Source organism: Acidobacteriota bacterium (assembly GCA_026707545.1).
Taxonomy (GTDB): domain Bacteria; phylum Acidobacteriota; class Thermoanaerobaculia; order Multivoradales; family Multivoraceae; genus Multivorans.
The window spans coordinates 133,091-155,259 of the sequence record JAPOWR010000006.1 but is presented as its reverse complement, the minus strand read 5'-3'; the positions used below and the strand labels follow the sequence as shown (position 1 = coordinate 155,259).

Genomic DNA, 22,169 nt, shown 5'->3' with positions numbered 1-22,169 from the left:
TGGCGTTCTCGCTGCCGTTCGACATGCCGGAACTGCCGGACCTGGACGACGGGCGTTCCGGCTTCGTCTTCTCGATCCCCGTGAGTTGGGAGGGAGCCCTCGAGCGAATCAGCCTTTTGGGCGACGACGAATCGGTCACCCTTAGCCAGGAAACCGACCTGCCACTGACCATTCTGCGCGATCCGGCGACTGGAGAGGTTCAGGCCATCCTGCGCCGTCCGGTGACCGAGGCGCTCGAGATCGCTGGCGACGGCAGCCTTGAAGTCGTGGCGAGCCGAGGTGTGCCGGCGGAACGCTAGCCCGCACGCACTTGCTTGCACCGGCTAGCCCGGCGGCGCGTTTCGGGCTATCATCCGCGGTTCGGCGGCTCCTCCGAGCCCGCGAGGAGGCTTACGGATGCCCAAGCAGAAGACGCACAAGGGAGCGGCCAAGCGCTTCAAGCTCACCGCCAGGGGGAAGGTGAAGCGGAGCCACTCCATGATGAACCACATCCTGACCAAGAAGGCGCAGAAGCGGAAGCGGAAGCTTCGCAAGCAGACCGATGTCTCGGGCAGCTTCGCCAAGGCGGTCAAGGGGATGATTCACGGATGATCCGGCGGCTCCCGTTTGAGGAGCCGCGGGGGCAGGGACGATGGCACGAGTGAAACGCGGCAGCCGGCGCGCTCGCCGGCGCAAGAAGATTCTCAAGCAGGCCAAGGGCTACTACGGCGTCAAGTCGAGAGGGCATCGCATCGCCAAGCAGGCGGTCGATCGCTCGCTGGCGTACTCGTATCGCGACCGGCGGCAGAGGAAGCGGCAGTTCCGCAGCCTCTGGATCGTGCGGATCAACGCCGCGGCGCGCCTCAACGGCCTGTCCTACAGTCGCCTGATGTCCGGCTTGCGGCTGGCCGGCATCGAGTTGAACCGGAAGATGCTCGCGGATCTCGCGGTCAAGGACGCCGCGGGATTCGCCGCCGTCGCTGAGGCGGCGCGTGTCGCCCTCGCAGATGGCTGACGACTCCGTCTCCGCGATCGCGAGACTGGAGGAAGTGATCGACCGGGCCAAGGCGGCCCTGGCGGCGGAGCGCGAACGGACGCGGGAGCTGACCGCCAGGCTCGAGGCCGTGGAGCAGCAGGCAGCCGAGGAGCGCAGCGAGATCGGCCAGCGCGTCGAGGCGCTTGCCGAAGGTCTCGAGGAACTGCTCGGCAGCGACGATTCCTGAACCGGTCGCGGCCGAGGGGGCGGCTAGGCGCTCGCGCGACGCGCGTTGCGGGACGCCGATTCACCTCGGGCCGGGTGCTATAGTGCCGGTCCTTCGGGGTATCGAGCAGTGGCCGAAAGCGAACGCCAGGAAGATGTTGCGGCCACCGTGGTGGTCGAGATCTTCGGCGTTTCCTACACCCTCCGGGAAGACGGAGCGACGGGTGCCGAGCGCATCCGGGAGCTTGCCCGCAAGGTGGACCGCAAGATGCGGGAGGTGGCCGATCACTCGCCCAATCTGGAACCGGACAAGATCGCCATCCTTGCCGCCCTGAATCTCGCCAACGAGTCGCCGCGTGGTGGCGACGAGGCGGAAGACGGGCGGTTCGTGGAGATGGTTGAGCGTGTGTCCAGCCTGACCTCCGAACTCGAGGCGGCGCTCGATTCCTGATCGTTGACTGGAAAGAACTTGTGACTTTGCATCCCCTGCAGGGTTCGTGATGAAAGCCGTGGTTGGAACCATCGCTCTTTTAGAGGGAGTCTCTCAACTGCTCGCCCGTGCCAGCCCCGCTGGAACGGGGACGCTGACGGCGAGTGGCGCGGACACCCACCTGGTCCCGCTCTGGTTCTGTGTCGGGGCGCGTTCACACGGCCTCGCGGGGGATGCCCTTCTGCCCGGATCGAGGGCCGATGACCGGAACTACTCTGATTGCCGTCGCGGTCGCGGCGGGTACTCTCGTTACAGCCTGGCTGCTCTGGAGCCTAGTCGGTCGGCGTAGGGCGGCGAGACTGATTGGGGAGGCGCGCCGTCAGGCGGACAGCCTCATCGAAGAAACCGAACGCGAGTGCGCCGCCAAGGGGCGGGAACTGGAACTCGCGGCGAAGGAGGAGGTCCTTTCGCTGCGTACCGAGTTCGAGCGCTCGTCGGCCGAGCAGAGGAAGAGGCTCGAAGAGCGCGAACGGGAAGTGGGCGAAAGCCTCGCCGGGGCCCGCGAGGAAACGGCCCGGCTGGAGCAGCTTGGCCGGGAACTCGAGGAGCGCGAACGGACGGTCACCGAGGCGGAGCGGCGGCTCGACGCCGAGCGCACCGAGCTTTCGGAGGGGCTGCAGAACGTCCGCCGCCAACTGGAACGCGTGTCCGGCCTCACCGTCCAGCAGGCGCGGGAGGAACTGAGCCACAGTCTGGAGCACGAGGTGCGGATGGAGTCCGCGCACCTCGCCAAGCGGATCGAGGACGAAGCCCGGGAGTCGGCACAGCGGGAGGCACAGCGGATCATTAGCCTCGCGATCGAACGCTCGGCTTCGGACTACGTCTCGGAGACGACCGTGTCGGTCGTCATGCTGCCGAACGACGAGATGAAGGGTCGGATCATCGGCCGCGAGGGGCGGAACATCCGGACCCTGGAGCTGACCACGGGCGTCGACCTGATCGTGGACGACACGCCGGAGGCGGTGATTCTCTCCGGCTTCGACCCGTATCGGCGGGAGATTGCGCGGGTCACCCTGGAGCGCCTGATCGCGGACGGCCGAATTCACCCGGCCCGGATCGAGGAGGTTGCGGCCAAGGTCGAATCCGAGTTCGAGGACAGGGTCCAGCGCGAGGGTCGCGAGGCGCTGCTGGAACTGAACCTGTCTGGGCTCCACCCGGAACTCGTCACGTTGCTCGGGCGCCTGCGCTTCCGCACCTCCTACGGCCAGAACGTGTTGCAGCACAGCAAGGAGGTCGCCTTCCTGGCGGGTGCGATGGCGGGCGAGTTGAAGGCGGACGTGCATGTCGCCAAGCGGGCCGGACTGGTGCACGACATCGGCAAGGCGGTGGACCGCGAGATCGACGGCACGCACCTCGAGATCGGCATCGACCTCCTCCGCCGGCACGGCGAGAGCGAAGAGGTCGTCCACGCCATGGCATGCCACCACGGGGACTACGACCCGGAGACGGTCGAAGCGGTGCTGGTGACGGCCGCCGACGCCGTGTCCGCGGCGCGGCCGGGAGCCCGGAGGGAGATCCTCGAGAGCTACGTGAAGCGCCTGAAGAAACTGGAGGAGCTTGCCGCCGACTTCAAGGGCGTGCAGAAGAGCTACGCGATCCAGGCCGGCCGTGAAGTCCGTGTGATCGTCGACTGCAAGGAGATCAGCGACGAGCAGGCTGTCTGGTTGAGCCGCGACGTGGCGCGGAGGATCGAGGGCGAGCTCACCTATCCGGGCCAGATCAAGGTCACCGTGATCCGGGAGTCACGGTCGATCGAGTACGCGCGCTGAGCGTCTGATGGCCCGCTTTCTGTTCGTCGGCGACGTGGTCGGCAAGCCGGGGCGCCGCGCCCTGTCGCGCCTGCTACCTGAGTTGATCGACCGTCGCCGCGTCGACGCGGTGATCGTCAACGTGGAGAACGCCGCCGGGGGCAGAGGGGTGACGCCCGGTGTGCTCGAGGAGCTCGCCGCGCTGCCGATCGACTGCATGACGACCGGGAATCACGCCTGGGCGAAGCGGGAGGGCGTGCCGCTCTTCGACCGGATGCCCATCCTGCTGCGGCCGGCGAACTACCCGGAGGACAACCCCGGGGTCGGTGTCTTCGTTGGCGAACTCCCGGCGGGAACGCCGTACGCGGTGATCAACCTGGAAGGGCAGGCGTTCATGAAGCCGCTGCCCTCGCCGTTTACGGCCGCGGACAGGCTCCTGGCCGACCTCGATCCGGCGATCAGGCTGGTGCTGGTCGACTTCCACGCCGAGGCCACCAGCGAGAAGCAGGCGATGGCCTACCACCTCGACGGCAGGGTCAGCGCGGTGCTCGGCACCCACACCCACGTCCCGACCGCCGACGCCCGAATCCTCGAGGGCGGCACGGCGCTGATCACCGACGTGGGCATGACCGGACCGTACGACTCGGTGATCGGCGTGCGGGCCGATCGTGCGCTGAAGCGGTTCCTGCTCAACGTGCCCTCTGGCTTCGAGGTCGCCAAGCGGGACGTCCGGCTCGCCGCCGTCCTGGTGGACGCGGATGAGACGACCGGTCGCGCGACGAAGATCGAGCCTCTGCTGATCAGCCTGGACTGAGGCGCGGCGGCGCTAGTTGGCGGTGCCGGTCTCCAGTTCGGTCAGGCCGCGCCAGGTCTGCTTGCTGTCGTCGAAGGACGGCAGGGGCGGCTCGATGCCGCGCTGGTGGTTCACGTGCCAGGACCAGACGTAGGACCACTTGAGGTAGGTGCCGTAGGCCTGGAGCAGGCAGAACACCAGGCCGCGCATGCCGTCGAAGACGCCGAGCTGGAGGCCGTAGGTGCGCAGGAAGCGCCATAGCGAACGGCCGAGGACTTCCGCCGGCCCCGACCGCCGGCCCTCGCGCCAGACCTGGGCGGCGCCCCACCAGCTGTAGCGCTGGATGCGGCGCGAGTAGGAGAGCAGGTCGTCGACCATGAAGTGCTCCATGGCGTTCTTGAGCACCGGTGCGGGACCGCGGGTCCTCATGTCGGCGTGAACGCGCCGGTTCGGATAGCGGCCCGCGTCACGGCGCAGCAGCCGCACCACGCGGTCGTGCTGCCAGCCCGAGAACCGGATCACCCTGCCCAGGAAGTAGACGCGGCGCTTGATCGTGTAGGCGTCGTCAGGCGGCTCGCCGCCCTGGAACAGACGCTCGATCTCCCTCCTGAGTTTCGGCGTGCAGCGCTCGTCGGCGTCCAGGATCAGGACCCACTCGTTCCGCGTCTGGTCCATGGCCCAGTTCTTCTGGGATGCGGAGCCGTAGTAGGTGCGCTGCACGAAGCGGGCGCGGTCGCATCCCCGCACGATCTCGGGAGTGCGGTCCGTGGAGAAGGAGTCGACGACCAGAACCTCGTCGCACCAGTCGAGGGACGCCAGGCAGTCCGCGATGTGGCGCTCTTCGTTGAAGGTCGTGACCAGGGCCGAAATGGGCGGCCGCTGGGCGTCTGCCGACGTTTCCCCCACGTCGCGCATTGTAGGCTACGCGGCCGTGCGTTTCCCCGGTCCGCGCCACGGGGCGCCCGCCCTGCTGGTGCTGCTGGGGAGCCTGGCCGCACCGGCCGCCTTCGGCTGCAACGCGGATTCGGAGCACGACGCCCCCCGCCGCGAGGATGAGTCCGGTCTGAGCTTCAGCACCGGCGTGATCGATTTCGGCCGGGGCCATGAGACGGTCGAGGTCGGCATCGAGTATCGGTTCCCCACCGACTGGTGTCTGGGCATGGGCCCCAACGTCGGCGCCTTCGTGACGGCGGACGGATCCTTTTACGTCTACGCCGGCACGGACCAGCGGATCAACCTCGGGCGCTCCTGGTTCATCGACTCGATCACCACCGTCGGTTTCTACGAGAAGGGGGACGGCAAGGACATCGGCGGCGAGCTCGAGTTTCGCACCGGGATCGCGATCGGACGGCGGCTGAGGGGCGGATCGCGCGTGAGCTTCGGTTTCTTCCACATGTCCAACTCGTCCTACTATCGTCGCAACCCCGGCATGAACTCCCTCCTTCTCCGCTGGTCCAGGTAACAGGACATCCGTCGATGCCCGTAGATCCGGAACTGCTCGAACTGCTCGTGTGCCCCAGGTCGAAGGGCGAACTGACCACAACACCGCTGCCCCCGGCCGTGTGCGAGCGGCTCGTGGCCCGCTACCGGGAGCACTTCGCGGGGGAGCAGCCGGAGGTTTCCGAGGGGTTGTGGTGCCGGGAGTCCGGCCTCGTCTACCCGATCGTCAGCGACATGCCGATCATGCTGATCGAGGAGGCGCTGCCCGCGGCCGAAGTGCTGCCGGAGGCCGCCTCGGAGGGCGACCGGGCGGACGAGTCGTGACCGACTTCGCGGCTTTCCTCTCCACGCTGCGGCCGCAGGTGGACGAGGCCCTGGACCGGCTCCTGCCGGCCGCCGGGACGGAGCCAGCCTCGATCAGCGAGGCGATGCGCTACAGCGTGTTCGCGGGAGGCAAGAGGGTGCGGCCGGCCCTGGTCGTGATGGCCGGCGAGGCCTGCGGCGCGCCTCGGAGCGATCTCTTGGCGGGAGGCGCCGCCGTCGAGATGGTGCACACGTTCAGCCTGGTGCACGACGATCTTCCGGCTCTGGACGACGATGACCTGCGGCGCGGCCGGCCGACCCTGCACAAGGCGCGGGGCGAGGCGATGGCGGTGCTGGCGGGAGACGCCCTGCTGAACCACGCCTTCGACGTGCTGGCCACGGAACCGGCGTCGGCGCCGCCGCAGCGGCGGCTGCAGGCCGTGGCGTTGATGGCGCGGGCCGTCGGCACGGCGGGGATGATCGGCGGCCAGGTGCTCGACCTGGAACATGAAGGGGCGGCGAGCAGGAACGGCGGTCGGGGGCGTGAAGACGCCGCACGGGTGCTCGAGCGCATTCACCGCCTGAAGACGGGCGCCCTGATCGCAGCGAGCACGCGCCTGGGCGGCATCTACGCGGGCGCCGGGAGCGATCGCGCGAAGCTGCTGGCCGGCATCGGAGCCGAGCTCGGCCTCCTGTTCCAGATCGGCGACGACATCCTCGACGTGGTCGGCAGTTCGGAGCAGTTGGGCAAGACGGCCGGCAAGGACCGGCAGGCGGAGAAGCTGACCTATCCGCACCTCTTCGGTGTGGACGGCAGCCGCCGGAAGGCGCGTCAGGCGGCCGACCGGTGCCTGGTCCTGGTCGAGAAACTGCCCGCTGGCCGGCAGCTCTTCCGATCCCTCGTCGCGTTCCTGGTCCACCGGGGCTCGTGAAGCGAAGGCTCGATCAACTGCTCGTCGAGCGCGGGCTCTTCGACAGCCGGGAGCAGGCGAAGCGGGCGGTCATGGCGGGCGAGGTCTGGGTCGACGGCGAACGGCGCGACAAGCCGGGGGCCGCGGCCGCGGCGGGCGTGGTCATCGAGGTGCGGCGCCGGTCGGAGCCGTACGTGTCGCGCGGGGGCCGCAAGCTCGAGCAGGCGCTGCGCTGCTTCGACGTCGACCCCGGGGGTGCCGTCTGCCTTGACGTGGGCGCCTCGACGGGGGGGTTCACCGACTGCCTCCTGAAGCATGGAGCGGCCCGGGTGTACGCGCTGGACGTGGGCTACGGTCAGCTCGACCAGAAGCTGCGCGGCGACCCTCGGGTGGTCGTGATGGAGCGGGTCAACGCCCGTCACCTGGCGGCCGACGCCCTGCCGGAGCGATGCCGGATCGCGACCGTCGACGTCTCCTTCATCTCGGTGGTCAAGGTGGCTCCGGCGCTGCTGCCGCATCTTGTGCCCGAAGCCGACGTGATCGTGCTGATCAAGCCGCAGTTCGAGGCCGGACGCGGTCAGGTGGGCAAGGGCGGTGTGGTGCGGGACGAGGAGGTCCGCCGCGGGATCGCCGCGCGACGCGCCGCTGACCTGAGAGCGATGGGGCTCCGCTTCGTGACGTCGGTAGACTGCGATCTTCCGGGACCGGCGGGCAATCGGGAAGTTCTCGCCCACTTCAGGACATGACCAGGATCCAAGACGTCGCGGTCGTCGCCAAGAAGGACAGCGAGCGCGCGGCGGCGACCTCCGCCGAGGTGAAGCGCTGGCTCGAGGAGCGCGGCGTTGTGGTCGTTGCGCCCGCGACGGCGCCCGCGGACCTCGTCGTCGTCCTGGGAGGCGACGGCACGCTGCTGTCGGTGGCCCGCAACCGGCCGGGGGTACCGATCGTCGGGGTCAACCTCGGCACCCTTGGCTATCTCGCGGAGATCGGCCGCGATCGCCTCTACGCGAACCTGGGGACCATCCTGGAGGGCGGGTTCGAGGTCGAGGAGAGGCTGCTGCTCGACGTCGAACTCCAGCACGAAACCGGCGGCAGGACCCGGTACCGGGCCCTCAACGATGCCGTGGTCCACAAGAGCGCCCTGGCGCGCATGATCCACCTGGAAGTGGAGATCGACAACGAACCGGTCGCCGTCTATCGCACGGACGGGCTGATCGTCTCGACGCCGACGGGATCGACGGCCTACAGCCTGTCGGCGGGCGGTCCCATTCTCTATCCCACCCTGCCGGTCGTCCTGTTGACGCCCATCTCGCCCCACACCCTGTCCATGCGCCCCGTCGTGGTGCCGGAGACGAGCACGATCGCGATGACCCTCGGAAGTCGGGACGAGGAGGTCTATCTGACGCTGGACGGACAGGAGGGGACACGGCTGATGGGCGGTGACCGGGTCGTGGTCACCGTATCGGAGTCGAAGGCCCTCCTGGCCAGGGTCGATGGGCAGACCCACTACGACGCCCTGCGCAGCAAACTCGGCTGGGGCGAGTAGCGCTGTTACGATCCCGTTCATGGCGAAGCGAGACGAAGGTCGGGAAGGCGCCATCTTCACGCCGATCGAGGAGGCGGTGGAGGTGTTCCGCGACGGCGGCCAGGTGATCATCGTCGACGACGAGGATCGCGAGAACGAGGGCGATCTGGCCATTGCGGCCGAGAAGGTGACCGCCGACTCGATCAACTTCATGGCCACTCACGGCCGTGGACTGATCTGCCTGGCGATGACCGAGGACCGCTGCGACGAGCTCGACCTGCCGCTGATGGTCCGGGACAACACGGCGCCCTTCGAGACCGCCTTCACGGTGTCGATCGAGGCCCGCGGCAAGGTCACGACCGGTATCTCCGCGGCCGACCGCGCGGCGACGATCCGGACCGCGATCGACCCCGCCACGCAGCCGCGGGACCTGCTGCGGCCGGGCCACGTCTTCCCGCTTCGCGCCAAGCGCGGCGGCGTGCTGAAGCGAGCCGGGCAGACCGAGGCTTCGGTCGACCTGGCGACGCTGGCGGGGCTGGCGCCGGCCGGCGTGATCTGCGAGATCATGAACGCGGACGGGACGATGGCGCGAGTGCCGGATCTGGTCGAGTACAGCCGCCTGCACAAGTTGCCGATGATCACGGTGTCCGACCTGATCCGATACCGGCTGAGGCACGAGAGCCTGGTCCGGCTGATCGCCTCGCCGATCATGCCGACGCTCTACGGTCCGATGAAGGCTTACGCCTACCACGCCGAACTCACTGGCGAGGAGCACGTCGCCCTGGTGATGGGCGAGCCGAAGCCGGACAAGGACATCCTGGTGCGCGTCCACAGCCAGTGCCTGACCGGCGACGTCTTCCACTCTGAGCGCTGCGACTGCGGCGTTCAGCTACACCATGCCCTCGACGTGATCGCCGAGGAAGGAGAGGGCGTCGTGCTCTACCTGCTGCAGGAAGGGCGGGGCATCGGCCTCTTCAACAAGCTGCGTGCCTACGATCTGCAGGACCAGGGGCACGACACCGTCGAGGCCAACCACAAGCTCGGGTTCAAGGCCGACCTCCGCAACTACGGCATCGGAGCGCAGATTCTCCGCGATATCGGCGTTCGCCGGATGCGGCTGATGACGAACAACCCGCACAAGTACATCGCCCTCTCCGGCTACGGCCTGGAGATCGTCGAACGGGTGCCGATCGAGATCGTGCCGAACGAGTCGAACCGCGACTATCTCCGGGTCAAGCGGGACAAGATGGGCCACCTGCTCAAGCTGGTGTGAGCAGGCGGCGGGCGCTGGTCACCGGCGTAACCGGTCAGGACGGTTCCTATCTCGCCGAGCAGTTGCTCGCCGAGGACTGGGACGTCTGGGGGCTGGTGCGGCCGGTCTCCCAGCTCGGGGGGACGCGGCGGATCGACCACCTGCTCGACCGGGATGACGACAGCGGCCCCCGGCTTCGGCTGATCGCGGGCGATCTCGCCGACGCCTCCTCCCTCGATCGCGCGGTGGCGGAGACGGGACCGCACGAGATCTACAACCTGGGGGCGCAGTCCCACGTCCAGGTCTCCTTCGAGCTTCCGGGGCCAACGGGTCAGATCACCGGCCTCGGCGTGTTGCGGCTGCTGGAGGCGATGCGGAGGCATGCGCCGGAGGCGCGCTTCTACCAGGCCTCGTCGTCGGAGCTCTACGGCCGGGCGGTGGAGTCGCCGCAGCGCGAGACCACCCGCTTCTACCCGCGGAGCCCCTACGGCGCGGCCAAGGCCTACGGCTTCCACATCACCCGCAACTACCGTGAGGCCCACGGCCTCTTCGCGGTCAACGGGATCCTGTTCAACCACGAGTCGCCGCGCCGGGGCGAGACCTTCGTGACCCGGAAGATCGCCCTGGGGGCGGCGCGCATCCGGGCGGGCCTTCAGGACTGCCTCCATCTCGGCAATCTGTCGTCACAGCGCGATTGGGGATTCGCCGGCGACTACGTGGAGGCGATGCGGCTGATGCTCCGCGCCGACGAGCCGGACGACTACGTGATCGCCACCGGCGAGACCCACAGCGTGCGCGAATTCTGCGAGATCGCCTTCGCCCATGCCGGACTGCAGCTCGCCTGGCGTGGTTCGGGAGTGGACGAGCAGGGTTTGGCCGAGGACGGCCGGGTGCTGGTCGCGGTCGACCCCCGGTTCTTCCGGGCGGCCGAAGTCGACGCTCTCTGCGGCGACGCGAGTCGGGCCCGCGAGCGTCTTGGTTGGCAGCCCCGAGTCACCTTCCGTCAGCTCGTCGAGATGATGGTCGACGCGGAACTCGAGGCGGTCGGACTGGCGGCCGGATGAAGCTGACCCGCCGCTCCGCGCTCGGGCTCTTCGGCGCCGGCGCTGCCGGACCGTTCCTGTGGGCCTGCGGCGGAGACGAACGGACCGCGGGAGCGACCCCGGAGGCAGCATCGATGCACGATGAACCGATCCACTACATGAGCCTGCGCGACGTTGCGCGCCTGATCGAAGCCCGCGAACTCTCGCCGGTCGCCCTGACCGAGGCGATGCTCGACCGGATCGCCGCCGTCGACGGCCGGCTCAGGAGCTACGCGACCGTGATGGCCGACGAGGCGCTTGCCGCGGCACGTGCGGCCGAGTCCGAGATCGAGGGCGGTCGCTACCGGGGACCGCTGCACGGTGTCCCGATCGCCGTGAAGGACCTCTGCTACACGAAGGGCGTGCGCACGATGGGCGCGCTCTCGGTCCTGTCCGACTTCGTCCCGGGGTTCGATGCGACCGTGGTCGAGAGGCTGCATGCCGCGGGCGCCGTTCTGCTCGGCAAGCTGAACCTGACCGAAGGCGCGATGGGCGCCTACCACCCGGACTTCGACATCCCCGTCAACCCCTGGGACGAGGATCTGTGGACGGGCGTCTCGTCGAGCGGCTCGGGCGTGGCGACGGCGGCCGGCCTCTGTTTCGGCTCCCTCGGCTCGGACACCGGCGGATCGATCCGCTTTCCGTCCGCCCAGTGCGGGATCGTGGGGCTCAAGCCGACCTGGGGGCGGGTCAGCCGCTACGGCGTGCTCGAACTCGCGGGGTCGCTCGACCACATCGGGCCGATGACGCGGACCGTCGCCGATGCGGCGATCATGCTCGAAGCGATCGCCGGCACGGACGCGAACGATCCGACCTCTCTCGAGGTGCCGATGCCTCCCATCCTGCCGGCGCTCGACGGGAACATCGCCGGGATGCGGCTCGGGTACGACCGGCGGTACGCCTCGGAAGGCGTCGACCCGGCGGTCACCGCCGCGGTGGAGGAGGCCTTGCAGGTCCTGGCCGGCCTCGGCGCCGAGGTCATGGAAGTCGAGATGCCGGCGGCGCCCTTCGACGACTGGTGGCCGCTCTGCTCCTACGAGGCCGTTCGGGCGCATTCCGCGACATACCCCAGCCGCGCTGCGGACTACGGGCCGTACTTCGGGGAGTTCCTGGCCTTCGGCGCCCAGGTGAGCGACGACGCGCACGCCGAAGCGACCGCACGGCGCGCGGCCTTCAGCGAGCGATTCGAGGCGATGCTGTCCGCGGTCGACGCGCTGGTCTGCCCGTCGAACGTCGCCGCGCTGCCGATGAAGGAGGCGATGGGGTACGACACGGTCGGGGCGTTCAGGGAGGCCCTGGAGTCGTTCGCGGAGACCTTCGATCCGCCGCTCGGCAGCATCCAGCTCTTCACCGTGCCCGCCGACTTCGCCGGCACGCCGACGATCTCCCTGCCGTGCGGCTTCTCGGCCGCGGGCGCGCCCCACAGCCTGCAGCTCGTCGGCCGCGACCTCAGCGAACCGACGCTCTGCCGCCTCGCCCACGCCTATGAGCAGGCCACCGACTGGCACCTGCGCCATCCGGACGTCTGAAGCATCCGGCTCCTAGCCGAGCGGTCCCGCGCTCAGTTCGCCGCCGTCCAGGACGTAGGTCGTAGAGGTCGCGAACCGGCCTGCCTGCGTTGCCAGGGTGAGCGCCAGGGCGGCGATGTCCTCGGGCTCTCCGATGCGGCGCATCGGGTTGATCGCGATGTCGTTCTTCTCGACCATCTCGACCAGGCCGGCGGCGAGTTCCGTCCGGCACAGGCCGGGAGCGATGGCGACGGCGCGGATACCGTCCTTCGCCCACTCCTTGCCGATCAGCTCCGTGAAGTTGATCAGCGCGGCCTTGGACGGCGGGTAGATGCCCAGGCCGGGCGACGCGCGCAGGCCCTCGTTCGAGGCGATGTTGATGATCATGCCGCCGCCGCGCTCCTGCATCGTCGTCCGGCACAACTGCGACAGCCGGATCGGTCCCCAGAGGTTGACCGCCATCACCCGCCGGAAGACCTGCTCGTTCAGCTTGGAGATCGCCCCGCCGCCTCCCCTGGCGGCGTTGTTGACCAGGACGTCGATGCCGCCGAGTTCGGCGACCACCTGCTCGTAGAGCGCCTCGACCGCTTCGGTGCTGCCGACGTCGGCCGGAACTGCCAGGACGCGGTTACCTGGTTCCCGCAGTTCGCCGGCGGTGGCGTCGAGCGCCTCGAGACCGCGAGCGGTGATCGCGACATCGGCGCCGTTCTCGGCGAAGGCGAGGGCGATGGCGCGGCCGATGCCCTTGGAGCCTCCGGTGATGAGGGCCACTTGTCCGTCCATGGAGTGGTCGACGATCGGCATGGATTGGGGCCTCCTTCGCTTCTCAGCGGGTCTACGGCATGTACGGCGTCGGACTCGGCCCGAGCTGGGTTTCGAGAACCGCCTGGGCGGTGTCGATGAAGTCGCAGACCATCGGCCGGCTCTCGCGGGGATCGATGATCTCCTCGATGTTGAACGCCTCGGCGGTGCGGAACGGCGACGCCAGGGCCTCGAGGCGGTCCTCGATCTCCTTCTGCTTGGCCGCGGGGTCGTCGGACTCCCGGATGATGCGCCGGTAGGCGGCGGTGACGCCGCCGGAAATGTGCATCGAGCCCCAGTGGCCGGAAGGCCACGCGACGCGCCGGAACATGCCGCTCGGGCGGTCGTGGCACTGGCCGGCAACGCCGTAGAGCTGGCGGATGACGATCGTCAGCCACGGCACACGGGTGCGAAGCGTCGCGCAGAGCATCTTGGCGCCGGCGCGGACGATCCCCTGGCGCTGCTGCTCGGGGCCGACCATGAACCCGGGCTCGTCGGCGAAGTAGACCATCGGCAGGTGGAAGGTGTCGCATAGCTGCAGGAAGCGGATCACCTTCGTGCCGGCGGCGACGTTCATCGAGCCGCCGAGATAGCTCGGGTTGTTGATCATCGTACCGACCGGATAGCCGTTGACGCGGGCGAGGCCGACGATGCGGGAGCGCCCGTAGTGCGGCGTGATCTCGAAGAAGGAGTCGCGGTCGAGCACGGCGTCGAGGATCGCTCTCGGGTCGTAGGCCCTGTTCTTCTCGCGCGGGATGGCGGACAGGAGCGACGGCTCGCGGCGCTCCGGGTCGTCGTGGGTCTCGCCGCGGGGCGGCATTTGCCAGACGCTGTCGGGCAGGTAGCTCAGGAACTGCTTGAGCATCGCGAAGGCCTCTTCCTCGGAGTCGGCGAGATTGTCGATCACGCCGCTGCCGAACACCTGCGTGCGCTCGTCGCCGAGATCTTCCTTCGTGATGTCGATGCCGAGCGCGGCCTTGACGACCGGAGGACCGCCCGGGAACACCTGGCTCGTGCCCCTGACCATGACGTTGAAGTGGGCGAGGCAGGCCTCGACCGCTGGCAGCCCGGCGACCGAACCGAGCACGGCGGCGAGGACCGGCACCCTGCACAACAGGTCCTCGATGCCCGGGGTGGCGGGGTTGGTCGGGATGTAGGTGCGTCCGATCTTCTCGAAGGTCTTGACGCTGCCGCCGGTGGAGTCGAGGAGGCGCACGTAGGGCAGGCGCCAGCCGAGCGCCAGCTTCTGGGCGTGGCCGCCCTTGTCGCCGACCGAGGCGTCGGAGGCGCCGCCGCGCACGGTGAAGTCGCCGCCGTTCAGGACCGCGCGACGTCCGTTCAGGCGGGCGAGCCCGATGACCCGGTTCGAGGGCCGGACGTCCTGGAGCTCGTTGCCGTCGTAGCTGGCCACTCCGGCGAGCTCGCCGATCTCCTGGAACGAGCCCTCGTCGGTGAACACGTCGAGACGCTCCCGGATCGTCAGCTTGCCGCGGCGGTGCTGCTCCGCGATGCCGGCCTCGCCGCCCATCTGCCGGGCGAACTCGCGGCGCCGCCTCAGCTCCTCGATCTCTCGCTCCCAGACCATGCTTCTTCTCCCGGGCCGATTCGTTCCGAAACAGATGAGGGGAGAACCTTAGCTGGCTGCTAGACTGCGCGGCCGGCCGGCACTGCTGGGCCGCACTACGACGACGTCGACGGAGCAGATGATGACCGAGCCGCGAGGGGCGCGGCGCAGCGGCTCGCCACGGTCGCTGATCGCCGCCCCGGATCGCCTGAACGAACTGCGGGAGGGCTCCCGTGAATGGCCTTCCTGGACCCTGACGCCGCGCCAGATCTGCGATCTGGAGCTGCTGATGTGCGGCGGCTTCGCGCCGCTCGACGGGTTCATGAACCGGGCCGCCTTCGACAGCGTCTGCGAGACGATGCGTCTGCCTTCCGGATCACTGTGGCCGATGCCGATCACGCTCGATGTGACGCCGGAGGCCGCTTCCGGTCTCGAAGCGGGATCGAAGCTGGTGCTGCGCGACCCGGAGGGACTGATGCTGGCGGTGCTCACGGTCGAGGACGTCTGGGAGCACGACCGGCGCAAGGAAGCGCAACTGGTCTACGGCACGCTCGACCAGGCCCACCCGGGGGTCGCCCATCTGTACCAGCGGACGAACACCGTCTCCGTCGGCGGCCGGATCGAGGGGATCCAGCTGCCCCGGCACTACGACTTCCCCGGACTGCGGAAGACGCCCCTGCAGTTGCGACGCCGCTTCGCCCAGCTCGGCTGGAAGACGGCGGTGGCCTTCCAGACCCGCAACCCCATGCACCGGGCGCACTTCGAGCTGACGCTGCGGGCGGCCCGCGAGCTGGAGGCGAACCTGCTGATTCACCCCGTCGTCGGCATGACGAAGCCGGGCGATCTCGATCACTACACGCGGGTCCGCTGCTACCGCAAGGTTCTCGCCCACTATCCGCGCCACACCGCGGAGCTGGCGCTGCTCCCTCTCGCCATGCGCATGGCGGGGCCGCGCGAGGCGCTGTGGCATGCCCTGATCCGCAGGAACTACGGGTGCACGCACCTGATCGTGGGCCGCGACCATGCGGGTCCGGGGGTCGATTCGAAGGGCCAGCCGTTCTACGGCCCCTACGACGCGCAGGAGCTGATGGTCGAGCACGAGGCCGAACTCGGCGTGAAGATGGTCCCCTTCCGGTTGATGGTCTACGTGGAGGACCGCGATTCGTACGAACCGGTGGATACCGTGAAGGAGGGTGAGCGGACGCTCTCCATCTCCGGCAGCGACCTGCGCCGGCGTCTGCGGCGCGGTCTGCCGATTCCCGAGTGGTTCACCTTCCCGGAGGTGGCCCAGGAGCTGCGCCGCAGCCATCCGGCCCGCAGCAACCAGGGCTTCACCGTGTTCTTCACCGGGCTTTCCGGCGCCGGCAAGTCGACGATCGCGAACGTCCTGCTGGTCAAGTTCCTCGAGGCCGGCGGCCGGCCGGTGACGTTGCTCGACGGCGACATCGTGCGCACCAACCTGTCCTCCGAGCTCGGCTTTTCCCGGGAACACCGCGACATCAACATCCGGCGGATCGGCTTCGTCGCTTCGGAGATCACGAAGAACGGCGGTGTCGCGATCTGCGCTCCGATCGCCCCGTACGAGAACGTCCGGCAGGACGTGCGCGAGATGATCGAGGACGTGGGCGGGTTCATCCTGATCCATGTGGCGACGCCGCTCGAGGTGTGCGAAGAACGCGACGTCAAGGGGCTCTACGCCAAGGCCAGGGCGGGGCTGATCGACGCCTTCACCGGCATCTCCGATCCGTACGAGGCGCCCGAGAACCCGGACATGGTGATCGATACGACGGACATCACCGCCGAGGAGGCCGCGCAGCAGGTCATCCTCCACCTGGAGAAGGAGGGGTTCGTCGGACCGCGCTGATTCCCTCCGGCGGCGCCCCGCGCCCACCTGGCGACTGCTCTCGGTCGGCGTCGCGGGCGTCATCGCGTTGTTCCTGCTCCTGCCCGCGCCGCTGTTGGCGGAACCGCTGGAGCGCGGCCTGGCGCGCTTCCTCGCCCTGCTCGTGGGCGATACGCCCAGGGTGGCGGCGCGGGCGCCCTGGGACTGGATCGCGCACGGCGTGCTCTTCACCGTGCTCGCCTGGGCCTGGTGCGCGCCGGCAGCGCGGGCGGGGAAGGTTCGCGGCGTGTTCGTGGCGGCCGCCGGCGCCGTGGCCTATGGAGGGGCCATCGAGGTGGTGCAGAGGCTGGTCGGCTACCGGTCCGGAGAGTGGATGGATCTGGTCGCCGATGCCGTCGGCGTCGGCGTCGGCGCCCTGCTCGCCACGGGAATCTGGCCGCGGCTGCCGCGGTAGCGTGGCGAAGTGACCAGCTCGCCGCACGACCGCGTTGCACGCGAGAGCGCCCTCCGCGCCGCGCTCGAACGGCGCATCCTCGTGCTCGACGGCGCCACGGGTACGGCCTTTCAGGCGGCGAACCTGGGACCGGAGGACTTCGGCGGCGAGGAACTCGAGGGTTGCAACGAGATCCTGGTCGAGACCCGGCCGGACGTCGTGCTCGACGTCCACCGCTCCTACCTCGAGGCCGGCGCCGACATCGTCGAGACGAACACCTTCGGCGGCACGCCCCTGGTGCTCGCGGAGTACGGTCTCGGGGAGCGTGCCTTCGAACTGAACCGCAGAGCCGCCCAACTGGCGCGGCAGGCATGCGCCACGGCCGGCCGCGAGTGCTTCGTCTGCGGCTCGATGGGGCCGACGACGAAGGCGATCTCGGTGACCGGCGGCGTCACCTTCGAGCAACTGCGGGACGACTACCGCACGCAGGCTCTGGGGCTTGTGGCCGGCGGCGCGGACTACCTGCTGCTCGAGACCTGCCAGGACACGCGCAACGTGAAGGCGGGCCTGATCGGGATCGAGGCGGCGTTCCGGCAGGCGGGTTGGCGTCTGCCCGTCGCGGTCTCGGTGACGATCGAGACGATGGGGACCATGCTCGGAGGCCAGGAGGTCGAGGCGCTGGCGGCCTCCCTGCTGCACCGGGACCGCCGGGACCTGCTCTACGTGGGCCTCAACTGCGCCACCGGCCCGGACCAGATGTTCGACCACCTGCGGGCCCTGTCCGAGATCTGCCGGACGCGGGTCGGCTGCGTGCCCAACGCCGGCCTGCCGGACGAGGACGGGCTCTACAGCCAGACGCCCGATGACTTCCGCGCGACCTTTTCCCGCTTCCTCGATCACGGCTGGCTGAACCTCGTCGGCGGCTGTTGCGGCACGACCGGGGCCCACATCGAGGCGTTCGCCGATCTGGTCCGCGACCGTTCGCCGCGCCGGCCGCCCGGGCATCGTCGCTGCATCGTCTCGGGGTTGGACGCCGCGGAGCTGACCGAGGACAACCGGCCGCTCCTGGTCGGCGAGCGCACGAACGTTCTCGGCAGCCGCAAGTTCAAGCGCCTGATCAGGGAAGGCGAGTACGAAGCGGCGGCCGAGGTCGGCCGAGCCCAGGTCCTGGGTGGAGCGCAGGTCGTCGACATCTGTCTCCAGGACCCCGAGCGCGACGAGACGGAGGACATGGAGCGCTTCCTGGAGCGGCTGGTGCGCCGGGTCAAGGTGCCGCTCATGATCGACAGCACGGACCACGAGGTGATGGCGCGGGCGCTGACCTGGTGCCAGGGAAGGTCGATCCTGAACTCGATCAACCTGGAGGACGGGTTGGAGCGTTTCGAGCGGGTCGTGCCGCTGGCGCGGGAGTTCGGCTGCTCCCTGGTCGTCGGGCTGATCGACGAAGAGGGCATGGCGGTGTCGGTGGAGCGGAAGCTCGAAGTCGCCGCGCGCTCGTACGAGCTGTTGACGTCCAGGTGGGGGATCGAGCCCCAGGAGATCTGGTGGGATCCGCTCGTCTTCCCCTGCGGCACGGGCGACGAGGCTTATCTCGGTTCCGCGGCGGCGACGATCGATGGCGTGCGCCGGGTCCGCGAGGCGTTCCCGGGCACCCGGACCATCCTCGGCATCTCGAACGTGAGCTTCGGCCTGCCCCTCGCGGGGCGGGAGGTGCTGAACGCGGTGTTCGTCTACCGCTGCACCCAGGCCGGCCTCGACGCGGCGATCGTCAACACCCAGGGCCTGGCGCGCTACGCCGAGATCCCGGTCGCTGAACGGGTGCTGGCGGAGGCGTTGCTCGATCTGCGGCCCGGCGATGTCGAGGCGGGACAGCGCGCGGTCGAGGCGTTTACCGCCGCGTTTCGGGAGCGCAAGGGCTGGCAGGAGCAGGCGCCGCGGGATCTGCTGCCGCTGCCGGAGCGCCTGTCGCGCTCGGTGGTCGAGGGCAGCAAGGAGGGCCTGCGCCCGGACCTTGACGCGGCGCTCGCCGACCCGCGCTGGCCCGATCCGCTGGACATCATCAACGGACCTCTCATGACCGGCATGGCCGAGGTGGGCCGGCTGTTCAACGACAACGAGTTGATCGTGGCCGAGGTGCTGCAGAGCGCCGAAGTGATGAAGGCCGCGGTCGACCACCTCGAGCCGCACATGGAGCGGATGGAGGGCATGACCCGCGGCCGGGTGATCCTCGCCACGGTCAAGGGCGACGTCCACGACATCGGCAAGAACCTGGTCGACATCATCCTGACCAACAACGGCTTCGAGGTCGTGAACCTGGGGATCAAGGTGCCGAGCGAGCAGTTGGTCCAGGCCGCCCGCAAGCACAAACCGGACGTGATCGGCCTCTCCGGACTCCTGGTCAAGAGCGCCCAGCAGATGGTCGCGACCGCGGGGGATCTGAGGGACGCGGGGATCGAGACGGACCTGGTGGTCGGCGGCGCGGCGTTGACGCGGCGGTTCACCCACAACCGGATCGCGCCCGAGTACGGCGGCGTCTGCACCTACGCCGGCGATGCGATGAGCGGGCTCGACCTGATCGAGCGGCTGTGCGACGGTGGGCGCCGGAGCGAGCAGCTCGACCGGATCGACGCGCTCCGCGTGCGGGACCGGGCGCCGGTTCGCACCGGCTCGAGGGGAGCGAAAGCGTCGGCGGGGGACCGTCGCAGCAGGGCCGTGCGCGCCGACGTCCCGGCGCCTCAGCCCCCCGACCTGGAGCGGCACACCGCCCGCTTCGACCTCGACGACGTTTGGCCGCACCTGAACCTGCAGATGCTCTACGCGAAGCATCTGGGACTGAAGGGTTCCGTGGAACGGCTGCGCGTTGCGAACGATCCGAAGCTGCTCAAGGTCGAGGCGGTCGTCGAGGAACTCAAGGAGTTCGCGCGCGGCGAGTTGGCGGCGCATGGAGTGTGGCGGTTCTTCCCGGCCCGGAGCGAGGGCAACCGGCTCGTCCTGTTGGAACCGGCCGAAGCGGGCGAGAAGGTCGCGGCCGAGTGGCTCCTGCCCCGGCAGCCACGCGAAGACGGCCTCTGCCTCGCCGACTACGTGCTGCCGCGAGGTGACCACGTGGCCCTTTTCGTGGTTACCGCCGGGGCCGGCGTGCGCGAGGCGGCCGAGCGGTTCAAGGCCCGCGGCGAGTACCTGAAGAGCCATGCCTACGCCGCGCTGGCGCTCGAGACCGCCGAAGCCGCCGCCGAACTCCTGCACCAACGGCTCCGGGCCAAGCTCGGATTCCCCGATCCGCCGGAGATGACGACCCGCGACCGCCTGGCCGCGAGGTACCGCGGCAAGCGCTACTCCTTCGGCTATCCGGCCTGCCCCGACCTCGCCGGCCAGCGCCAGCTCTTCGCCGCGCTACAGCCCGCCGACATCGGCGTGGAACTCACCGAGGGCGACATGATGGACCCCGAGGCGACGGTGTCGGCGTTGGTGTTCCACCACCCGGACGCGCGCTACTTCGGCGTCTGAGAGGAGGCTGGGCCGCGGGGCGCCGGCTGCTAGAGAGCCTGCGCTGCCGCCTTCTTCTCCCGTTTCTCCCTCTTCGCCCTGACCAGCGCCGCCGCCCGGTCGAGGTGGTCGTCGCCGAGGCGGTCGAGGTACTCGTCGTAGCTGCCGACGAAGTCGTTGACGCCGTCCCTCGAGATCTCGATGATCCGGGTCGCGAGGCGGCTCACGAACCAGCGGTCGTGGGACACGAGGAGCAGGGTGCCGGGGTAGTCGGAAAGCCCCTCGATCAGCGCTTCGATCGCCTCCAGGTCGAGGTGGTTCGTCGGCTCGTCCAGCACCATCACGTTGGGCTTGAGGACGATGTGGCGGCAGAAGAGGAGACGTGCCGCCTCGCCGCCGGAGAGGCTGCCGATCCGCTTGATCGCCTCGTCCTTGGAGAACAGGACGGCGCCGAGCTGGCCGCGCACGAAGCCGATCGGTTCGCCGGGGCAGCAGTCCCAGAGCCAGTTCTCGACCGTCTTGCGCTCCGCACCCTGGCTGTCCAGCAGTTGCTGGCGGTGGTCCTGGGCGAAGTAGCCGGGGTGGGTCTCGTAGCCCCAGTCGATCTCGCCGGAGTCGGCGGGGACCTCGCCGATCGCGATCTTGAGCAGGGTCGACTTGCCGATCCCGTTCGGACCGATGATCGCGATCCGCTCTCCGCGGCCGATCTCGATCGACACGTCGTCGAGCACGTGGTTGTCGCCGTAGCTCTTCGAGATGCCCTCGAGGGTGAGCACGCGCTTGCCGGAGGGTCGCCGCGACGCGAACCGGAACAGCGGATAGCGCCGCGAACTCTGCGGCAGCGGCTCGATCGTCATCCGGTTGATCAGCTTCACCCGGCTCTGGGCCTGCCGCGCCTTGCTCGCCTTGTAGCGGAAGCGGTCGACGAACTTCTGGTGGTGGTCGATCTCCTGCTGGCGCTGTGCGATCTCGGCCTCGCGGCGGGCCCGTTCCTCAACCTTCTTCCGCTCGAAGTTGGAGTACGTGCCGGGGTAGACGGTCAACGTCTCGTAGTCGATGTCGGCGATCTGGGTGCAGACGTTGTCGAGGAAGCGGTGGTCGTGGGAGACGACGAGGACCACGCCCCTGAAGTCGGACAGGAACTTCTCGAGCCAGCGGATGGACAGGATGTCGAGGTGGTTCGTCGGCTCGTCGAGCAGCAGCGCGTCGGGAGCCGCCGCCAGGGTCTGCGCCAGCAGCACGCGGAGCTTGAAGCCGCCGGAGAGAGTCGAGAGCGGCTGACGATGGACCTCCGTCTCGATCCCCAGCCCCTCCAGGATCTCGGCGGCCCGGGACTCGAGCGAGTAGCCGTCCCAGCGCATGACGACCTCCTCGAGCGCGGCGAAGCGGTCGCCGTCGAAGTGCTCGTCGGCCCGCTCCAGCAGCCGATCCTTCTCGACCATCGCGTCCCAGAGCTCGGCGTTGCCCATCATCACGACGTCGAGAATCGGAACCTCCTCGTACTCGAAGTGGTCCTGCTTCAGCACCCCGAGCCGGCACCGCTTCGGGATGGAGATCGAGCCCTCGCTGACCGGTTCGTCGCCGCTCAGGATGCGCAGCAGGGTCGACTTTCCCGAGCCGTTGGAGCCCACGAGTCCGTAGCGTTCGCCTTTCGCGAAGCGGACACTCGCGCCGGTGAACAGGGTCTGTTCGCCGAAGCTCTTGCCGAGGTTGGAGATGGAGATCATGGGGTAGTCTGCGGCGCGATCTGGCCCGTCTCGGAGCGCCGGTCAGGATAGCAACGGATGGACTACGGACCGATGAGAGCAAG

Annotated in this window: 22 protein-coding genes and 1 other RNA gene; 19 read left to right on the top strand and 4 right to left on the bottom strand. The window is 69.1% G+C overall.

What is annotated here, in order from left to right; translation table 11 throughout:
- The 8 genes from OXG83_18155 to OXG83_18120 form a co-directional block, all read left to right on the top strand.
- A partial coding sequence (locus tag OXG83_18155; protein ID MCY3966939.1) for a hypothetical protein occupies positions 1 to 299 on the top strand: 299 nt, incomplete at its 5' end.
- A gap of 97 nt (positions 300 to 396) precedes the next feature.
- Positions 397 to 591, top strand: a complete 195-nt coding sequence (rpmI, locus tag OXG83_18150) for a 50S ribosomal protein L35 (GenBank protein ID MCY3966938.1) — start codon at positions 397 to 399, stop codon at positions 589 to 591.
- Positions 592 to 631: 40 nt separating this feature from the next.
- The gene (gene rplT, locus OXG83_18145; GenBank protein ID MCY3966937.1) at positions 632 to 994 is read left to right on the top strand and encodes a 50S ribosomal protein L20; all 363 of its coding nucleotides are present in this window, start codon (positions 632 to 634) and stop codon (positions 992 to 994) included.
- Positions 987 to 1,202 (top strand): hypothetical protein, encoded by a 216-nt coding sequence (locus tag OXG83_18140; protein ID MCY3966936.1) that lies wholly within the window; start codon positions 987 to 989, stop codon positions 1,200 to 1,202. Before rplT ends, OXG83_18140 begins: the two co-directional genes overlap by 8 nt.
- Before the next feature lie 108 nt (positions 1,203 to 1,310).
- Entirely contained in the window at positions 1,311 to 1,631 is a 321-nt protein-coding gene (locus tag OXG83_18135; GenBank protein ID MCY3966935.1) for a cell division protein ZapA, read from the top strand.
- Positions 1,632 to 1,660: 29 nt separating this feature from the next.
- A non-coding RNA gene (gene ssrS / locus OXG83_18130) (6S RNA) lies at positions 1,661 to 1,847 on the top strand.
- Between the two features lie 23 nt (positions 1,848 to 1,870).
- A complete protein-coding gene (rny, locus tag OXG83_18125) occupies positions 1,871 to 3,439 on the top strand; it encodes a ribonuclease Y (GenBank protein ID MCY3966934.1) in 1,569 nt (522 codons plus the stop codon).
- Positions 3,440 to 3,446: 7 nt separating this feature from the next.
- Positions 3,447 to 4,232, top strand: a complete 786-nt coding sequence (locus OXG83_18120) for a TIGR00282 family metallophosphoesterase (protein MCY3966933.1) — start codon at positions 3,447 to 3,449, stop codon at positions 4,230 to 4,232.
- Between the two features lie 12 nt (positions 4,233 to 4,244).
- Here OXG83_18120 and OXG83_18115 read toward each other — a convergent pair whose 3' ends face one another.
- Entirely contained in the window at positions 4,245 to 5,126 is an 882-nt protein-coding gene (locus OXG83_18115; GenBank protein ID MCY3966932.1) for a glycosyltransferase family 2 protein, read from the bottom strand.
- Between the two features lie 16 nt (positions 5,127 to 5,142).
- Between OXG83_18115 and OXG83_18110 the strand changes: the two genes are divergently transcribed.
- The 8 genes from OXG83_18110 (at position 5,143) to OXG83_18075 (ending at position 12,253) form a co-directional block, all read left to right on the top strand.
- Positions 5,143 to 5,673, top strand: a complete 531-nt coding sequence (locus tag OXG83_18110; protein ID MCY3966931.1) for an acyloxyacyl hydrolase — start codon at positions 5,143 to 5,145, stop codon at positions 5,671 to 5,673.
- A 14-nt stretch (positions 5,674 to 5,687) separates the two neighbouring features.
- Positions 5,688 to 5,975 (top strand): hypothetical protein, encoded by a 288-nt coding sequence (locus tag OXG83_18105; protein ID MCY3966930.1) that lies wholly within the window; start codon positions 5,688 to 5,690, stop codon positions 5,973 to 5,975.
- Positions 5,972 to 6,886, top strand: a complete 915-nt coding sequence (locus OXG83_18100; protein ID MCY3966929.1) for a polyprenyl synthetase family protein — start codon at positions 5,972 to 5,974, stop codon at positions 6,884 to 6,886. The genes OXG83_18105 and OXG83_18100 overlap by 4 nt, the downstream gene beginning before the upstream one ends.
- The gene (locus tag OXG83_18095; GenBank protein ID MCY3966928.1) at positions 6,883 to 7,611 is read left to right on the top strand and encodes a TlyA family RNA methyltransferase; all 729 of its coding nucleotides are present in this window, start codon (positions 6,883 to 6,885) and stop codon (positions 7,609 to 7,611) included. The genes OXG83_18100 and OXG83_18095 overlap by 4 nt, the downstream gene beginning before the upstream one ends.
- Positions 7,608 to 8,411, top strand: a complete 804-nt coding sequence (locus OXG83_18090) for an NAD(+)/NADH kinase (protein ID MCY3966927.1) — start codon at positions 7,608 to 7,610, stop codon at positions 8,409 to 8,411. Before OXG83_18095 ends, OXG83_18090 begins: the two co-directional genes overlap by 4 nt.
- Positions 8,412 to 8,463: 52 nt before the next feature.
- A complete protein-coding gene (locus OXG83_18085; protein ID MCY3966926.1) occupies positions 8,464 to 9,663 on the top strand; it encodes a bifunctional 3,4-dihydroxy-2-butanone-4-phosphate synthase/GTP cyclohydrolase II in 1,200 nt (399 codons plus the stop codon).
- A complete protein-coding gene (gene gmd / locus OXG83_18080; protein ID MCY3966925.1) occupies positions 9,660 to 10,706 on the top strand; it encodes a GDP-mannose 4,6-dehydratase in 1,047 nt (348 codons plus the stop codon). Before OXG83_18085 ends, gmd begins: the two co-directional genes overlap by 4 nt.
- A gap of 113 nt (positions 10,707 to 10,819) precedes the next feature.
- Positions 10,820 to 12,253, top strand: a complete 1,434-nt coding sequence (locus tag OXG83_18075; GenBank protein ID MCY3966924.1) for an amidase — start codon at positions 10,820 to 10,822, stop codon at positions 12,251 to 12,253.
- Positions 12,254 to 12,265: 12 nt separating this feature from the next.
- Here the strand turns inward: OXG83_18075 and OXG83_18070 are convergent, their stop codons facing one another.
- Both OXG83_18070 and OXG83_18065 read right to left on the bottom strand, forming a co-directional pair.
- Positions 12,266 to 13,036: an SDR family NAD(P)-dependent oxidoreductase gene (locus tag OXG83_18070; GenBank protein MCY3966923.1), complete on the bottom strand. Its 771-nt coding sequence runs from the start codon at positions 13,034 to 13,036 to the stop codon at positions 12,266 to 12,268.
- 31 nt (positions 13,037 to 13,067) lie between these two features.
- Positions 13,068 to 14,618 (bottom strand): hypothetical protein, encoded by a 1,551-nt coding sequence (locus OXG83_18065; GenBank protein MCY3966922.1) that lies wholly within the window; start codon positions 14,616 to 14,618, stop codon positions 13,068 to 13,070.
- Positions 14,619 to 14,739: 121 nt separating this feature from the next.
- On the opposite strand from OXG83_18065, the gene OXG83_18060 reads away from it, so the two are divergent.
- From OXG83_18060 to metH, 3 genes are all read left to right on the top strand, one after another.
- Positions 14,740 to 16,461: a bifunctional sulfate adenylyltransferase/adenylylsulfate kinase gene (locus OXG83_18060; protein MCY3966921.1), complete on the top strand. Its 1,722-nt coding sequence runs from the start codon at positions 14,740 to 14,742 to the stop codon at positions 16,459 to 16,461.
- A gap of 94 nt (positions 16,462 to 16,555) precedes the next feature.
- Positions 16,556 to 16,894 (top strand): VanZ family protein, encoded by a 339-nt coding sequence (locus tag OXG83_18055; GenBank protein MCY3966920.1) that lies wholly within the window; start codon positions 16,556 to 16,558, stop codon positions 16,892 to 16,894.
- Positions 16,895 to 16,903: 9 nt separating this feature from the next.
- Positions 16,904 to 20,380 carry a methionine synthase gene (gene metH, locus OXG83_18050; protein ID MCY3966919.1) on the top strand — a complete coding sequence of 1,159 codons (3,477 nt, stop codon included), beginning with the start codon at positions 16,904 to 16,906 and terminating at the stop codon, positions 20,378 to 20,380.
- Between the two features lie 29 nt (positions 20,381 to 20,409).
- Here the strand turns inward: metH and OXG83_18045 are convergent, their stop codons facing one another.
- Positions 20,410 to 22,086, bottom strand: a complete 1,677-nt coding sequence (locus OXG83_18045; GenBank protein ID MCY3966918.1) for an ABC-F family ATP-binding cassette domain-containing protein — start codon at positions 22,084 to 22,086, stop codon at positions 20,410 to 20,412.
- Positions 22,087 to 22,169: the final 83 nt, after the last annotated feature.

Bases quoted from the DNA above. Each gene is read 5' to 3' on its own strand.
- OXG83_18115 (MCY3966932.1), bottom strand. From the start codon at position 5,126: ATGCGCGACGTGGGGGAAACGTCGGCAGACGCCCAGCGGCCGCCCATT.
- OXG83_18045 (MCY3966918.1), bottom strand. From the start codon at position 22,086: ATGATCTCCATCTCCAACCTCGGCAAGAGCTTCGGCGAACAGACCCTG.
- OXG83_18090 (MCY3966927.1), top strand. From the start codon at position 7,608: ATGACCAGGATCCAAGACGTCGCGGTCGTCGCCAAGAAGGACAGCGAG.
- rpmI (MCY3966938.1), top strand. From the start codon at position 397: ATGCCCAAGCAGAAGACGCACAAGGGAGCGGCCAAGCGCTTCAAGCTC.
- OXG83_18075 (MCY3966924.1), top strand. From the start codon at position 10,820: ATGCACGATGAACCGATCCACTACATGAGCCTGCGCGACGTTGCGCGC.
- OXG83_18105 (MCY3966930.1), top strand. From the start codon at position 5,688: ATGCCCGTAGATCCGGAACTGCTCGAACTGCTCGTGTGCCCCAGGTCG.
- OXG83_18070 (MCY3966923.1), bottom strand. From the start codon at position 13,036: ATGCCGATCGTCGACCACTCCATGGACGGACAAGTGGCCCTCATCACC.
- OXG83_18120 (MCY3966933.1), top strand. From the start codon at position 3,447: ATGGCCCGCTTTCTGTTCGTCGGCGACGTGGTCGGCAAGCCGGGGCGC.
- OXG83_18140 (MCY3966936.1), top strand. From the start codon at position 987: ATGGCTGACGACTCCGTCTCCGCGATCGCGAGACTGGAGGAAGTGATC.
- rplT (MCY3966937.1), top strand. From the start codon at position 632: ATGGCACGAGTGAAACGCGGCAGCCGGCGCGCTCGCCGGCGCAAGAAG.
- OXG83_18060 (MCY3966921.1), top strand. From the start codon at position 14,740: ATGACCGAGCCGCGAGGGGCGCGGCGCAGCGGCTCGCCACGGTCGCTG.
- OXG83_18065 (MCY3966922.1), bottom strand. From the start codon at position 14,618: ATGGTCTGGGAGCGAGAGATCGAGGAGCTGAGGCGGCGCCGCGAGTTC.
- rny (MCY3966934.1), top strand. From the start codon at position 1,871: ATGACCGGAACTACTCTGATTGCCGTCGCGGTCGCGGCGGGTACTCTC.